This is a genomic window from Psychrobacter sp. H26, from assembly GCF_059073035.1.
This window is the reverse complement of the sequence record NZ_JCACRW010000001.1, coordinates 1,873,273-1,888,306: the sequence shown is the minus strand read 5'-3', so window position 1 is coordinate 1,888,306 and position 15,034 is coordinate 1,873,273. Positions and strand designations below refer to the sequence as shown.

Sequence of the window (15,034 nt, the reverse complement as noted above, 5' to 3'; positions counted from 1 at the left end):
GACGATAAAAAAGCACAGTACAATTATTTATATTTTTTAGCCAACACCGCTAGCAGATTACCTACTTTGTCCAAGCACTCTTGGTATTCGGCATCGCAATCTGATGCAACCGTGATGCCGCCACCAGCCCATAGGTTGAGATGTCTTTCGCTGACGGCCTCATCATTCCACGATGCATTGGCCTGTAGCGTACGAATGAGCACATTCCATTGACCACTACCATCAAAATTCATATAACCCATCGTACCGCAATAGGCACCGCGCGTTGCGGTCTCTAGTTCAGAGATGATTTCAACAGCGCGCTTTTTGGGTGTACCTGTGATGGAGCCAGCAGGCAAACTACCAAACAACACTGCCAGCGGATGAGTATTCGCTTTTAGCTCAGCGATGATCGTGCTTACCATGTGATGAACATTACTAAAGCTCTCAATCGCGAATAGCTGTGGTACTTTTACACTGCCGATCTTGGCATACTTGCCCAGATCATTACGCAGTAAATCCACGATCATAACGTTTTCGGCACGGTCCTTTTCACTATCGATCAGTTGTTGTTTGTGTGCGTCATCTTGGTCTTGATCGAGGCTACGCGGCATGGTGCCCTTGATAGGCTTGGTTAAGATATGATGTTTGCCAGTATCGCTGTCTCTTGTAAAGGTAAAAAATAATTCAGGTGAGCAGCTTAGTAATTCAAAACGGTTATCACCTGTAGCATCGCTGCCACTTTCGCTGAAATGTTCGGCAGTATAGTTATCGACGCTCAGGTAGCCTGCAAAAGGTGCTTTTGTATTGCGATGTAGTGCAGGGAGATAATCGATAAGCGCGGCTATTGGTTGGTTGGTGTCATTATTATATGGTAGTTTGCCAGACCACTTTTGCGTCAGATTGATCTGATAGCAGTCGCCTTGCTGTAGGTAGTCTTGAGTACGATCAAATGCTTGCTGATAGTCACGCTTGCTCCATTGTGCAGTTAGAACAATAGGCTCTACCTTAGATGCGGTTTCAGATAGTGTTTGAGAAAGATGTTTTTCAGCCAACCTGTGATCTAACTCGTTTAGAGAAGATACAATAGCAGTCAAAAGCTTCTGCTGTGCTTCATTGTCGGTAGTGTCATCCGAGTACTTATTGGTTTGATGACTCGTGAGCTCCCAACCTGTATCAGCTATATGGGTGAGATAAATATCATAATGACCTAATGAGGCACAAGGCTGCTGTGCCAATTCGATACTATCTGTAGGACTTAATTCATGAGCGGCAATATCGTAACCAATAAAACCTATTAGACCGTGATGATAACCGGGATTTGCATTTTCTAAATTCGCATTTTCTACATTTATTTTTTTTGAATCGTCGCTATCGACATCATAAGTTTTACTATAAGCAATCAGCTCATCTTGCCAGTCTAGGTAGCTTACATAAGACGCCGTGATAGATTTGCTAGCGTTAGGGCCCTCACCACGCCAGATTTTAACCACTTTGTAGAGATTGCTAGAGCGCTTTTTATCATTAGGATACACAGACCAGCTGACTTTAGGTAACAGTCCAATGACAGGTTGTTTATGGTTATTTAGCCAGATAAGTTGCCAATTGGCTTCATTATGTTGATTGAGCAAATGGCGTTGTAGATGGGACATCAACTCGGCAGCAGATAAATCACCAAAACGCCAGCTAGAGTTAATAGCTGGCGATGGGGCAGAGTCTATCTGGCTGGTTATATTTTGATTTGGTACAGGCATCATTTAACCGTCGAATTTTTTTATGATTAGCGTAGCATTAGTACCACCAAAGCCAAAGCTATTACTCATCAAGGTATCAAGGTCAGTTTCACGCATCTGGGTGACAATATCGAACCCTTCAGCTGCAGGATCTAGGTTATCGACATTGATACTTGGTGCGATAAAGCTCTCTTGTAGCATCAATAAGCAATAAATAAGTTCTTGAGCACCGACAGCACCTAAGCTATGACCTGTCATGGATTTGGTAGAGCTGATAGCAGGTACTTTACTGGCATCATCCCCGAATACTTTGGCAATCGCCTTAAGCTCTGTGATATCGCCTAGCGGTGTGCTCGTACCGTGGCTGTTGATATAATCAACGCTTTCTAGACCAGCTTCGGCTAGGGCCTGTTGCATACAGCGCACGGCACCTTCGCCACTTGGGGCAACCATTTCTGCACCATCAGAGCTAGCACCATAGCCAACGATTTCAGCTAAGATATTAGCACCGCGTGCTTGTGCGTGCTCTAAACTCTCAACCACCACCATTGCACCGCCAGCAGCAATGACAAAACCATCACGATCTTTGTCATAAGCTCTTGAAGCAAGCGTCGGCGTGTCGTTGTATTGCGTACTGACTGCACCCATCGCATCAAACATACAAGACTGCGTCCAGTGTTCAGCTTCGCTACCACCAGCCAGTATGACGTCAGCTTTGCCCAATTGAATAAGCTCAGCAGCATGACCGATACAGTGGGTCGAGGTCGCGCAAGCAGAAGAAAGCGAGTAGGAGACCCCTTGGATTTTTAGACCTGTTGCTAAGGCTGCTGATACTGAGCTTCCCATTGTCTTTGGTACAGCCATCGCACCGACACCGCGTAAACCTTTTTCGCGCATTGCATCTACGGCGTTTACGATATTTTCTGTTGATGCGCCACCTGAGCTGGCGACAACGCCTATGCGTGGGTTGTTGTTAATGGTCTCAAGTGATAACCCTGAATGCTCAATAGCATTCAAGGCACTGACATAAGCATACAAACTGGCATCGCTAAAGAAGCGCTTGAGTTTGCGGTCGATACCACTGGTATCTAAGTCTGATTGATTAATACTACCACTCACGTGTGACTTGAATTCATGCTCGGCATGAGCTTCATTAAATGTAATGCCAGACTGTCCTTCTTTGAGAGCAGTGGTAACGGTGGCTAAATCATGTCCGATACAAGAGACAATCCCTGCTCCAGTGATAACGACGCGGCGCATATGCTATTCCTTATAAGTAACGACTTGCTAGCAGTTGGTTGCAATAATCGTTGCAAATCTATATATGATATTTAACGATGAATTAATGTAAGCATTATAGTAAAAAGTAGTTCATGTAGAGGGGATAACGATAGCACGAATTTAGGTAACTAGACTCTATTAACAGTCTATTAAAGGTAATATCAACTCAGTGTACAATTATGCTCTCAATTACGGCACATGATAACGTATCAAGCGCTGAAAATCTTTGAGCAAATGTAAAAAAACGCCTAATTGCCCCTTGTCGTTAAGACTTATTAACAAATACATGTTCACAGATGGTCTTTGCTAAATAGATTTCTCGGCGTTAGATAGAAATCAGCGAAAATATTATAAATGAATTAAAAGCCATGGCTAAGTGATAAAAAAATCAACTATACTTTTAGATACAAAATTTGTGACCGTGATAACATTGTTCGCACTGACAAAGGTTACAGCGGTTGGCTAGAATGACAGCTTGACTATTATTAAAATAAAGCCAATTACCATATTCATCATATTAAGGACATCACGATGGCAAAGCGTAGTACTCTTTCTAAAAGCATCAATACTATTGGTTCTTTTGCTCGGAACAACCTAGAGCGTATGGGCGCTATGATTGACAACGTCAATGCCAAAACAGGCAAGCCGCGTCAATATAAAGCGGTAGATTTAGGGGATGAGGACTATCAACAAGACTTATTTCGTGAACAGACTCTAAAAGCAACACAGCAGTTATTAGGACCACGCTTTGCTATGTATGGCAAGTACGCCAAAAAAGTGGTACCAAATAGTTTTTTCCAGTCGACAGTTGATAGTGCATTTGCCCAAGTAGCCAATCTTGCATCGAGCTGGAGCCAGTTAGATTTACCGGATGAGCACCGATTTGCCAATATCGCAACCTTAGATGACGAAGAGCGCTATGCGCTAGCGACAGATATCGCCAATCAAAACCGTGCGCTTGCAGCAATTGGCGGCATAACTGGTCTGGCTGGATTGCCAGGATTGCTTGCTGATACATTATGGTTATTGTTGGTCTCGTTACGTACGGTTTATCAAATCGCATCTGTGTACAATAAGCCATTAACAGGTAAGCAAGGCGTAAAAATGGCCTATGAGCTACTTTCCAGCGCAGACCTGAGCAAAATGCAAGAAAAACAAGCATTACTAGCAGGTATGGGTATTGGTAAAGGTTTACTTGATAATGCTCAAAGCAGTGGATTACATAGTGAGCTCAAAAACTTAGGTCTAAAAAATAAGAATGTGAACTATTATGCCGAGCAAATAGATAGCATTGCCAGTCAAGTAGGCATTGATCTTGACCAGATCGACCTATCATGGGTTCGCCGCTTTATTCCTATCACTGCAGTAGCGGTAGGGGTGCATTACAATAGTCAATTAATCGACGAGGTTATCGGCGTTGCTCAAGCGACTTTTGCACCAGAAGCGAAACTGGCCAATCGCGCCATTACTGATGATAGCAGTAGCGAAGCTGAAGTAAAAAAAGCAAGCGATAGTGATAACACTGCAGAGCAAGATACAAAGGATGAAACTCAAACAGATAGTGATAAAGACGATAGTAATGATAAGCTATTGGATGAGCAAACATCTGATAAAAAGACCAAGTAAGCAGCAACAACCATGCTGATATCGGTTGTATAACCAGTCAGCATGGAATCATTAGTATCATACCCACCATGTATTATTCATAATAAGTAAACTGCTTGCATAAATATCAACTTCAACATTAGTATTTGTTGAGATTTTATGGAGAAAAAACTTGAAAGTCAGGCCAGCTATCACAACATATGCGTTATCGAGCAGTTTTTAATATCTTCTGTAGATGCAGCTCGACACTGACCTATCTGCTTTATTTATTGAGTTATTTTTTAGTTAAAAATTTATAAAACGGCATAGCGTCAGGCTGGATGCATATCTATCAAATGTTGTAAAGTGAAACCATAGATAAGTGGTTGAAATAGCAGCAACAACTCTTTATAATACACTGTCCTAAAAATGGGTGCCCCGAAATCTGCAAATATTGTCAGATAGATGGTGCATTGGCCCATTTTTTTGTTTTATACCAAACGGGAGAAGGATGCCTTATGGCAACAACTAACCAATTGATTCGTAAAGGTCGCAAAACCATCAAGGAAAAGTCAAAAGTTCCTGCGTTGGAAGCGTGCCCACAGCGTCGCGGTGTATGTACTCGTGTATATACTACCACGCCAAAAAAACCTAACTCTGCCATGCGTAAAGTATGTCGTGTACGTTTGACTTCGGGCTATGAAGTATCAAGCTACATCGGCGGCGAAGGTCATAACCTACAAGAGCACAGTGTTGTTCTTATCCGCGGTGGTCGTGTAAAAGATCTACCAGGTGTACGTTATCACACTGTTCGCGGTGCACTAGATTGCGCAGGCGTTAAAGACCGTAAGCAAGGTCGCTCTAAGTACGGTGCTAAGAAGCCTAAAGTTTAATAATTAAACGTTATTAAATTAGCTTTTCGCACTACCCAATAACTGTGCATGGGTTTGGTGTCAGTAGTCACATTACTTTTATATAAGTCGTGTATGCTCGAAACATACCACCATGCAGTAAGGCTAACTGATAACTCGCTATTTCTTATTAAGAAACATAGTTGATGTTATGAATGTTAGACACTCCTGAAGACAAGGAAATTTATTATGCCAAGACGTCGCGTCGTTGCTGCCCGTGAGATCCTACCGGATCCTAAGTTTGGTAGCCAAACTGTTGCAAAATTCATCAACCATGTAATGAGTGATGGTAAAAAATCTACTGCTGAGCGTATCGTTTACGGTGCACTTGAGACAGTAAGTGAGAAGCGTAAAGTTGAAGATCCAGTATCTTTCTTCGAAGAAGTGCTTGAAAATGTACGCCCAATGGTAGAAGTAAAAGCTCGCCGCGTCGGCGGTGCAACCTATCAAGTACCAATGGAAGTACGCCCCTCCCGTCGTACTGCCTTGGCTATGCGTTGGTTAGCTGAAGCTGCTGCTAAGCGTTCTGAAAAATCAATGGCTTTGCGTTTAGCTGGCGAATTGAATGACGCCGCTGATGGTAAAGGCGCTGCTATGAAGAAGCGTGACGAAGTTCACCGCATGGCAGATGCTAACAAAGCATTCTCGCATTACCGTTTCTAAGCTACTTTTTAACAGTAGCTTGAGACTAATGGTTCAGGCCAACTAGTCTTACATTGTTGTTTATTCTATTGATTGCCGCCATCATTTATCCAGTTGTATAGTAAGTTCATTTATTAACTGAGATGGCGGACATCTATCAAGATGTCTCTTGTGAAAATAAAATTTTTATTAGAGACATCCCGAATTTGATGCCACACTATTCTTAGTATTTGCTCTGTTTTTGTCCGCATTAGGCTCAATAATCAGTCAGTAATATTACGAAGCTGAACGCTTTGTCATAGAGTATGAGGTAGAGACACAATACATTATTATATACACGACTTTTCCTAGGAAAACACTATGGCTCGTAAAACTCCCCTAAAACGCTATCGCAATATTGGTATCTCAGCGCATATCGATGCTGGTAAGACAACCACTACTGAGCGTGTTTTATTCTATACCGGTGTTAGCCACAAAATTGGCGAAGTACATGATGGCGCAGCCACCATGGACTGGATGGAGCAAGAACAAGAGCGTGGTATTACTATTACCTCAGCAGCAACAACTTGTTTTTGGTCAGGTATGGCCAAGCAGTTTGACGAACACCGTATCAACATCATCGATACCCCAGGTCACGTTGACTTCACGATCGAAGTTGAACGTTCTATGCGTGTACTTGATGGCGCTTGCATGGTTTACTGTGCAGTAGGCGGCGTTCAGCCACAGTCTGAGACCGTATGGCGTCAGGCAAACAAATATAAAGTACCACGTCTTGCATTTGTAAACAAAATGGATCGTGTTGGTGCTGATTTTTACCGTGTTATCGAACAGATCAAAACTCGTTTGGGTGGTAACCCGGTACCATTGGTTATCCCAATTGGTAAAGAAGATGACTTCGAAGGTGTTGTTGACCTAGTTACTATGAAAGCCATCTATTGGGACGAAGCGTCTCAAGGTATGAACTATGAAGAGCGTGATATTCCAACTGAACTACAAGACAAAGCGGACGAGTACCGTGAACATCTTGTAGAAAGCGCTGCTGAAGCCAACGAAGAGTTGATGAACGAATATCTAGAAAACGGTGAATTGAGCGTAGAGCAAATTCATACCGCTATTCGTCAGTTGACTATTGATAACGAAATCATTCCACTTCTTTGTGGTACTGCCTTTAAAAACAAAGGTGTACAGAAGATGTTGGATGCTGTTATTCAGTATCTACCAGCACCAATAGATGTACCTGCTATTAAAGGTATTCTTGATGACAAAGACGAAAGCGAAGGCAGCCGTGAAGCATCAGATGAAGCACCTTTCTCAGCTCTAGCATTCAAAATCATGAATGACAAATTCGTTGGTAACTTAACCTTCGTACGTGTTTATTCTGGTGTGATGAAGCAGGGTAGCAGTGTTTATAACCCAGTTAAAATGAAGCGTGAGCGTGTTGGCCGTATCGTACAGATGATGGCAAACTCTCAAGAAGAGCTTCCAGAAATCCGTACTGGTGATATCGCAGCTCTAGTCGGTATGAAAGATGTGACTACTGGTGATACGCTATGTGATGAGCAAAACGTGATCACACTTGAGCGTATGGAATTCCCAGATCCAGTTATCTCTCTAGCAGTTGAGCCAAAGACCAAAGCTGACCAAGAAAAAATGTCAATCGCGCTTGGCCGTTTGGCAAAAGAAGATCCTTCGTTCCGTGTACACACTGACGAAGAATCCGGCCAGACGATCATCAGTGGCATGGGTGAGCTACATCTAGAGATTCTAGTTGACCGTATGAAGCGTGAGTTCAACGTTGAAGCAAACATCGGTGCGCCGCAGGTTGCTTATCGTGAGACGATTCGTAACACGGTTGAACAAGAAGGTAAATTTGTACGTCAGACTGGTGGTCGTGGTAAGTTCGGTCATGTTTGGCTACGTCTTGAGCCACTTGATCCAGCTGGTGACACTGAATACGAATTCGCTGAAGAAGTTGTTGGTGGTACAGTACCAAAAGAATTCCACGGTGCCGTTGATAAAGGTATCCAAGAGCGCATGAAAAACGGCGTACTTGCTGGTTACCCAGTCGTTGGCGTAAAAGCGACCTTGTATGATGGTTCTTACCATGACGTCGATTCTGACGAATTGTCATTCAAAATGGCAGGTTCTATGGCCTTCAGAAAAGGTTTCATGGCAGCTGACCCAGCTCTACTTGAGCCAGTAATGAAAGTAGAAGTTGAAACGCCTGAAGATTACATGGGCGACATCATGGGCGATCTTAACCGTCGTCGTGGTTTGGTACAGGGTATGGAAGATCTACCTGGCGGTACTAAACAGATTCGTGCTGAAGTACCATTAGCGGAGATGTTTGGTTATGCCACGCAAATGCGCTCTATGTCACAAGGCCGTGCAACTTACTCTATGGAATTCCAAAAGTACGCTGAAATTCCAAAATCAGTTGCTGCTGAGATCATCTCTAAGTTCAACTCTAAAGATGATGACGAGTAAATAAAGCTTACTGAAGGTGACAATATAGAGTATATCTGTGTATTGTCACTAAAGAATAGACCAATAACTTGTTAAAAGACTTGTTATTGGTCGCGATTTTCTTATAATATCTGCACATTAGTATGTGTAACCTTTTAACAATTATCTTAATGTGGTCAAGAACACCTCGATTATCATATCTATATGAGTTGAGCCTTGGACCCCAAAAAAAGAGGAAATACCCATGGCAAAGGCCAAGTTTGAACGTAACAAGCCACACGTCAACGTCGGAACCATCGGACACGTTGACCATGGTAAAACCACCCTTACCGCTGCAATCGCAACCGTAGCTGCAATCACCTCTGGCGGCGAAGCAAAAGACTACGCGTCTATTGACTCAGCACCAGAAGAAAAAGCACGTGGTATCACCATCAACACCTCACACGTAGAATATGACACAGACAGCCGTCACTATGCTCACGTAGATTGCCCAGGTCACGCCGATTATGTTAAAAACATGATCACTGGTGCTGCTCAGATGGACGGCGCAATCCTAGTTGTATCTGCAACTGACGGCCCTATGCCACAGACACGTGAGCACATCCTGCTTTCACGTCAGGTCGGCGTACCGTACATCATCGTATTCATGAACAAATGTGACATGGTTGATGACGAAGAACTACTAGAACTAGTAGAAATGGAAGTTCGTGAACTATTGAACGACTATGACTTCCCAGGTGATGACACGCCTATCGTTAAAGGTTCAGCTACTGAAGCCCTAAAAGGCTCAGAAGACAAATATGGCCAACCAGCCGTAGTAGAACTACTAAACGTACTAGACACCTACATCCCAGAGCCAGAGCGTGACATCGACAAAGCATTCCTAATGCCAATCGAAGACGTATTCTCAATTTCAGGTCGTGGTACCGTAGTAACCGGCCGTGTTGAATCTGGTATCGTTAAAGTTGGCGACGAGATCGAAATCGTTGGTATCCGTGACACTCAAAAAACCACCTGTACTGGTGTAGAGATGTTCCGTAAACTGCTTGACGAAGGTCGTGCAGGCGAAAACTGTGGCGTACTACTACGTGGTACTAAGCGTGAAGACGTACAACGTGGCCAAGTACTAGCTAAGCCAGGTTCAATCACGCCTCACACCAAGTTTGACGCTGAAGTATATGTATTGTCAAAAGAAGAGGGTGGTCGTCACACACCATTCCTAAACGGCTATCGTCCACAGTTCTACTTCCGTACTACTGACGTAACTGGCGCAATCCAATTACAAGACGGTACTGAAATGGTAATGCCTGGTGATAACGTTGAGATGGGCGTAGAGCTTATCCACCCAATCGCTATGGACAAAGGTCTTCGCTTCGCAATTCGTGAAGGCGGCCGTACTGTAGGCGCTGGTGTTGTTGCTAACGTATTGAACTAAGACTTAAGCCTCAGTAATGAGCTTATGAGTTAGTCATAAAAAAGCCACCCTATTTAGGGTGGCTTTTTTTGTGGGTTGCGTTGTGTGTGATGTCGTAGTTGAATGAAGTAATAGCTTAGCTGAGATATAGAATCGTTAGTTTAGCCGATGAGACCAGTCACTTATTTACTATACAATGTATTGTAATCTATCTCATAGATTGTTATATTAGCGCTGCACTTAAAACGAGTATCTACTTTTAGCGAAAGTTAAAGCACTGTTAGTACGATAATTCTGTTAGTTGAGTGACAAATCAGGTAAAACTAATAATTTTACCGCTAAAGGCTTGCATTCTATGCTAAATATTGTATAATGCTGTCCTTTACACCCATAGGCGATTGGCTCAATTGGTAGAGCATCGGTCTCCAAAACCGAGGGTTGTAGGTTCGAGTCCTACATCGCCTGCCATCTTCTTATCTCATCTTTGTTGTACCCCACCATCTCCGAAGCGAGTTCTTTATGAGCAATGATCAAGATAACCTCGAGACTAAGTTATCTGATGCCAAGGCGGTTGCTGGTGGAATGCTGTCTAAAGATAAGCACATCTCAGCGAGCGGTACTACTGCTGTTGAAGTGGCTAAGACTGGCTCAATAAAAGATTTGATTTTGTGGCTACTTGCTGCAGCTGTTTTGATCGGTGCGACTCTCGTTAATCAATACTTACCAGGCTATTGGCAACCAGCCAATGATGTTTGGGTACGTATTGGTATCATTGTCGCACTTATCGTATTTGCATTAGTATGCTTGGCATTAACGCATCAAGGTCGTGCTTTTAAAATATTGTTAAAAGATGCGGCTGTTGAGCTTCGCCGAGTGACATGGCCGGGTAAAGACGAAACCTTTCAATACACATGGCAAGTGATTGTCGTGATCGGGATTGTTGGGTTTTTTATTTGGTTATTAGATAATTTCTTTAATTGGTTCGTTGGTATCTTTATCGGTTAATGGCGCGTATTGGTGACCATTAGCGAGACATTTACTCACAACAACTTATTTATAACGATCAGGAGCGTGATATGCGTTGGTATATTGTCCAAGCGTTTTCAGGATATGAAAAACAAGTACAACGTTCATTAACTGATCGTATTAACCGTAGTGACTTTACAGAGTCATTCGGTGATGTACTGGTTCCTACTGAAGAAGTCGTCGAAATGAAAGACGGCAAAAAACGTAAAAGCGAGCGTAAGTTCTTTCCAGGATATGTATTGATTCAGATGGAAATGAATGATAATACGTGGCACATCGTAAAAGACTGTCCTCGTATTATGGGCTTCATCGGTGGTACGCCTGAGATGCCTGCACCGATTACGCAAGTAGAAGCTGACCGTATTTTAAACCGTTTGAACCAGACTGAAACTGATCCACGTCCTAAGACGCTATTTGAGCCGGGCGAAGAGTTATTGGTTATCGACGGTCCATTCACTGATTTCAAAGGAATGGTTGAAAAGGTCGATTACGAAAAATCTAAGCTACATCTAACAGTAAACGTATTTAATCGACCTACACAGGTTGAGCTTGAGTTTAGTAAAGTTGAAAAACTAGACTAATTCAGCAAAAATTTCATCAACCGGGGAGCCTCCCGTCACATCAGATAATGATTTGGCTTGGCGTTATCACCCATTTAGGAGAGTATCATGGCTAAGAAGATTGATGGTTACATCAAACTGCAAGTGCCTGCAGGCAAAGCTAATCCTTCACCACCTATTGGTCCAGCTTTGGGTCAAAAAGGCGTGAACATCATGGCGTTCTGTAAAGAATTTAACGCTGCGACCTCAGGCCAAGAGCCAGGTCTACCGATCCCAACTGAGATCACGGTATACAGCGATAAGTCTTTTACCTTCATCATGAAGTCACCACCTGCTGCATACTTACTACGTAAGGCTGCTGGTATTGCTAAAGGTTCAGGTACACCGAACACAGCTAAAGTTGGTAAAGTTGACCGTGCACAACTAGAAGAAATCGTTAAGACCAAAAATGCAGACTTAACTGCTGCTGATCTTGACGCTGCTGTCCGTACCATCGCTGGTACTGCACGTTCAATGGGTATTACCGTGGAGGGTGTGTAAATGAGCAAGCTAACCAAACGTCAAAAAGAAATTCAAAGCCGTATTGATAACGAAAAGCAATACACGCTTGAAGAAGCGGTTCAAATTCTAAATGATTTGCCAGCGCTAAAATTCAAAGAATCTATTGATATCGCAGTAAACTTGGGCGTTGACCCACGTAAATCTGATCAAGTGGTTCGTGGCGCAACTAATCTACCTGCTGGTACTGGTAAAACCAAACGCGTTGCTGTATTCGCTCAAGGTGCTGCTGCTGAAGCCGCTAAAGAAGCTGGTGCAGACATCGTTGGTTTTGAAGACCTAGCAGAAGAAATCAAAGCCGGTAACATGGACTTTGATGTTGTTATCGCCGCTCCTGATGCAATGCGTGTTGTTGGACAATTGGGTACGATCCTAGGTCCACGTGGCCTAATGCCTAACCCAAAAGTTGGTACGGTAACGCCAAACGTTGCTGAAGCTGTGACTAACGCAAAAGCGGGTCAAGCGCAGTATCGTGTTGATAAAGCTGGTATCATCCATACCACTATCGGTCAAGTAGGTTTCACTGCTGAGCAAGTTATCCAAAATGCTCAAGCACTAATCTCAGATCTTAAGCGTGCTAAGCCTGCTACGTCTAAAGGTACTTTCATCAAGAAAATTACTTTGTCTAGCACTATGGGTCCAGGTCTAACGATCGATCCAGTACCTTATCGCACTGCAAAATAATTAGAGTCTCTATCTTTTAATATTTGCACGTCAAATATTTTGAATGATGAGCACAAAGAATTTTTAAAGAATTAGGTCAGCGTAGCATTTGCTACGCTGTCTAAGACCGTAGGTAGAGAGTGGTTTAACGTCATGAGTAATGATCTTAGGATATTTGCTTATGACAATGAGTCACTTTTGTTAATCGACGACAGATGAAAATCTTAGTTGTCCTACGCAGACGGTGGCCCATACAGTTTAAGACACGAGGCAATAGGGTGGTATGATTGTTTATACGATCTCCAAACTATTACTCAACGTCATTCTGATAACGGTGCCGTAATCAGTCGTTACCAGTTGATACTTTTTTTATTAATCGAATCAGTTGGTAATGTGTCGTATCAAGTCAGTCGTAGCTTTTAGTCCAAAGGCAGATAAACTTCGGTTTTTAGCATTTTTACTATTAGTAGATTGATAAGATTAAAGGAGTCAACTTATGGCATTAACGCTAGAACAAAAACAACAAGTTGTGGCTGAAGTGTCTGAAGTTGCTGCTAATGCTTACTCAGCAGTAGCTGCCGAGTATCATGGAATTGGTGTTGCACAGCTTACTAAGCTGCGCGAACAAGCCCGTGATAAAGGCGTTGTTTTGAAAGTGGTAAAAAATACACTAGCAAAACGCGCTTTTGAAGGCACTAAGTTTGAGAGCATGTCAGACCGTATGACTGGTCCACTACTTTTGGCTTTCTCTATGGAAGATTTGGGATCTGCCGCTCGAGTCGTTTTCGACTTTAGCAAAGATAACAAAGCTTTAGAGACCAAATTAGTATCAGTCGGTGGTGAAGTTTATGGTCCAGAAGAGCTAGAGCGCGTATCGAAGCTACCAACTCGCGACGAAGCAATCTCTATCTTGATGGCTACTATGAATGCACCAGTGACCAAGCTTGTCCAGACTATGAACGCTGTTCCTGGCAAGTTCGTTCGCACTGTAGCGGCAATCAAAGACGCAAAAGAAGCTGCTTAATTGCTTGTTTTAACGTAACTTTAACATCGCTAACCTTGATTGCATTTTATTGCCACACCTATTTGAAACGGTGGCAAGCGGTCAAAGCGATATTAGAATCAATTAATTTTTATCAGATAACGGAGAGTTCTCATGGCACTATCTAAAGATGACGTGTTAAATGCAATCGCTGAAATGTCAGTAATGGATATCGTTGAGCTAATCAGCGACATGGAAGAAAAATTCGGCGTAACAGCTGCTGTTGCCGCTGCTGCACCTGCTGCTGCTGGTCCTGCTGCTGCTGCTGAAGAAAAAGACGAGTTTGACGTAGTTCTTGCTAGCTTTGGTGAGAAGAAAGTAGCTGTAATTAAAGCTGTACGTGAAGCGACTGGCCTTGGCTTGAAAGAAGCAAAAGATTTGGTTGAAAGCGCTCCAGCTCCAATCAAAGAAGCTGCATCTAAAGCTGAAGCTGAAGAGTTGAAGAAGAAGCTTGAAGAAGCTGGTGCAACTGTTGAACTAAAATAAGTTTAACACTGTACTAAAAAAAGCTGGTAATGCCTTGCATTGCCAGCTTTTTTTTATTATAATTCGTAGCTTGACCTTTTGTGTCTGCCAACATACGTATGCAACATCACGGTGGATACCCATCAAAAGGACAGACGATATACATGCAAGCACACATACCAGTTTTTGAAATCAGTTAAGATAAGCTAAACGTCCGTAGATGTTTGGCATTTTTTTGTGTCTGCATGCTTTCCTATCAACACTATAGTTTATACTGATTCTAAAAGTTATAGTTACCCCGATTCTTAATTCTGAAAAAAGCTGTTGATCTCAAGGTGCCTACTTGGTGTGGTATTATTGTCGGCATTTAGATTCATAGACCGCTTATACGTGTAGGGTCATGGTTTGGTAGTAAGTAGCTCATTTAGAAATAGTTTAGATGGCAAGTAGTTTATATGCAATCTCAGTTGACTCTATTTCTAGCAAAGTATTTGTAAGTTTAGCCTGATAGGCAAGATATTATATGATGTTGAATTTCTTGGTCGCAACAGTCATATAGACTGATTCACCTACCATGAATATAGCAATCAACAATGAGATTAAGTGAAATGTGCTAGGTAAGCACTGATGAGTAAAGTAGTAATTGACAGAAAAGACATGAACTGAACACGAAGACCCGTTTTATATTATCGTTTACGTCGCTAAGTGTG

At 42.7% G+C, this 15,034-nt stretch carries 13 protein-coding genes and 1 tRNA gene; 12 read left to right on the top strand and 2 right to left on the bottom strand.

Going from position 1 to position 15,034, the window contains the following annotated elements:
* Window positions 1-23: 23 nt before the first annotated feature.
* Both AC5JPT_RS07775 and AC5JPT_RS07770 read right to left on the bottom strand, forming a co-directional pair.
* Window positions 24-1,736 carry an anthranilate synthase component I family protein gene (locus AC5JPT_RS07775; RefSeq protein WP_493857693.1) on the bottom strand — a complete coding sequence of 571 codons (1,713 nt, stop codon included), beginning with the start codon at window positions 1,734-1,736 and terminating at the stop codon, window positions 24-26.
* On the bottom strand, window positions 1,737-2,972 hold the full coding sequence (locus tag AC5JPT_RS07770) for a beta-ketoacyl-ACP synthase II (RefSeq protein WP_493857692.1): 1,236 nt from the start codon (window positions 2,970-2,972) through the stop codon (window positions 1,737-1,739).
* Window positions 2,973-3,524: 552 nt separating this feature from the next.
* On the opposite strand from AC5JPT_RS07770, the gene AC5JPT_RS07765 reads away from it, so the two are divergent.
* The 12 genes from AC5JPT_RS07765 (at window position 3,525) to rplL (ending at window position 14,345) form a co-directional block, all read left to right on the top strand.
* Complete coding sequence (locus AC5JPT_RS07765) at window positions 3,525-4,619, top strand: EcsC family protein (protein ID WP_493857691.1); 1,095 nt, start codon at window positions 3,525-3,527, stop codon at window positions 4,617-4,619.
* A 476-nt stretch (window positions 4,620-5,095) separates the two neighbouring features.
* A complete protein-coding gene (gene rpsL / locus AC5JPT_RS07760; RefSeq protein WP_011281154.1) occupies window positions 5,096-5,470 on the top strand; it encodes a 30S ribosomal protein S12 in 375 nt (124 codons plus the stop codon).
* A 207-nt stretch (window positions 5,471-5,677) separates the two neighbouring features.
* Entirely contained in the window at window positions 5,678-6,151 is a 474-nt protein-coding gene (gene rpsG, locus AC5JPT_RS07755; protein ID WP_057761735.1) for a 30S ribosomal protein S7, read from the top strand.
* A gap of 339 nt (window positions 6,152-6,490) precedes the next feature.
* The gene (gene fusA, locus AC5JPT_RS07750; protein ID WP_319050998.1) at window positions 6,491-8,617 is read left to right on the top strand and encodes an elongation factor G; all 2,127 of its coding nucleotides are present in this window, start codon (window positions 6,491-6,493) and stop codon (window positions 8,615-8,617) included.
* A 223-nt stretch (window positions 8,618-8,840) separates the two neighbouring features.
* A complete protein-coding gene (gene tuf / locus AC5JPT_RS07745) occupies window positions 8,841-10,031 on the top strand; it encodes an elongation factor Tu (protein ID WP_319050997.1) in 1,191 nt (396 codons plus the stop codon).
* A gap of 371 nt (window positions 10,032-10,402) precedes the next feature.
* Window positions 10,403-10,478, top strand: a tRNA-Trp gene (locus tag AC5JPT_RS07740).
* 51 nt (window positions 10,479-10,529) lie between these two features.
* Window positions 10,530-11,015 (top strand): preprotein translocase subunit SecE, encoded by a 486-nt coding sequence (gene secE / locus AC5JPT_RS07735; RefSeq protein WP_319050996.1) that lies wholly within the window; start codon window positions 10,530-10,532, stop codon window positions 11,013-11,015.
* A gap of 71 nt (window positions 11,016-11,086) precedes the next feature.
* A complete protein-coding gene (nusG, locus tag AC5JPT_RS07730; protein ID WP_319050994.1) occupies window positions 11,087-11,617 on the top strand; it encodes a transcription termination/antitermination protein NusG in 531 nt (176 codons plus the stop codon).
* A gap of 87 nt (window positions 11,618-11,704) precedes the next feature.
* Window positions 11,705-12,136 (top strand): 50S ribosomal protein L11, encoded by a 432-nt coding sequence (gene rplK, locus AC5JPT_RS07725; protein WP_058025423.1) that lies wholly within the window; start codon window positions 11,705-11,707, stop codon window positions 12,134-12,136.
* Window positions 12,137-12,838 carry a 50S ribosomal protein L1 gene (gene rplA / locus AC5JPT_RS07720; RefSeq protein WP_319050993.1) on the top strand — a complete coding sequence of 234 codons (702 nt, stop codon included), beginning with the start codon at window positions 12,137-12,139 and terminating at the stop codon, window positions 12,836-12,838. It begins immediately after the preceding gene.
* A gap of 475 nt (window positions 12,839-13,313) precedes the next feature.
* Window positions 13,314-13,841 (top strand): 50S ribosomal protein L10, encoded by a 528-nt coding sequence (rplJ, locus tag AC5JPT_RS07715; RefSeq protein WP_057761724.1) that lies wholly within the window; start codon window positions 13,314-13,316, stop codon window positions 13,839-13,841.
* 132 nt (window positions 13,842-13,973) lie between these two features.
* Entirely contained in the window at window positions 13,974-14,345 is a 372-nt protein-coding gene (gene rplL / locus AC5JPT_RS07710) for a 50S ribosomal protein L7/L12 (RefSeq protein WP_319050992.1), read from the top strand.
* Window positions 14,346-15,034 lie beyond the last annotated feature (689 nt).

Excerpts from the sequence above, each read along its gene's own strand:
- AC5JPT_RS07775 (WP_493857693.1), bottom strand. The coding sequence starts at position 1,736 with ATGATGCCTGTACCAAATCAAAATATAACCAGCCAGATAGACTCTGCC.
- AC5JPT_RS07770 (WP_493857692.1), bottom strand. The coding sequence starts at position 2,972 with ATGCGCCGCGTCGTTATCACTGGAGCAGGGATTGTCTCTTGTATCGGA.
- AC5JPT_RS07765 (WP_493857691.1), top strand. The coding sequence starts at position 3,525 with ATGGCAAAGCGTAGTACTCTTTCTAAAAGCATCAATACTATTGGTTCT.
- rpsL (WP_011281154.1), top strand. The coding sequence starts at position 5,096 with ATGGCAACAACTAACCAATTGATTCGTAAAGGTCGCAAAACCATCAAG.
- rpsG (WP_057761735.1), top strand. The coding sequence starts at position 5,678 with ATGCCAAGACGTCGCGTCGTTGCTGCCCGTGAGATCCTACCGGATCCT.
- fusA (WP_319050998.1), top strand. The coding sequence starts at position 6,491 with ATGGCTCGTAAAACTCCCCTAAAACGCTATCGCAATATTGGTATCTCA.
- tuf (WP_319050997.1), top strand. The coding sequence starts at position 8,841 with ATGGCAAAGGCCAAGTTTGAACGTAACAAGCCACACGTCAACGTCGGA.
- secE (WP_319050996.1), top strand. The coding sequence starts at position 10,530 with ATGAGCAATGATCAAGATAACCTCGAGACTAAGTTATCTGATGCCAAG.
- nusG (WP_319050994.1), top strand. The coding sequence starts at position 11,087 with ATGCGTTGGTATATTGTCCAAGCGTTTTCAGGATATGAAAAACAAGTA.
- rplK (WP_058025423.1), top strand. The coding sequence starts at position 11,705 with ATGGCTAAGAAGATTGATGGTTACATCAAACTGCAAGTGCCTGCAGGC.
- rplA (WP_319050993.1), top strand. The coding sequence starts at position 12,137 with ATGAGCAAGCTAACCAAACGTCAAAAAGAAATTCAAAGCCGTATTGAT.
- rplJ (WP_057761724.1), top strand. The coding sequence starts at position 13,314 with ATGGCATTAACGCTAGAACAAAAACAACAAGTTGTGGCTGAAGTGTCT.
- rplL (WP_319050992.1), top strand. The coding sequence starts at position 13,974 with ATGGCACTATCTAAAGATGACGTGTTAAATGCAATCGCTGAAATGTCA.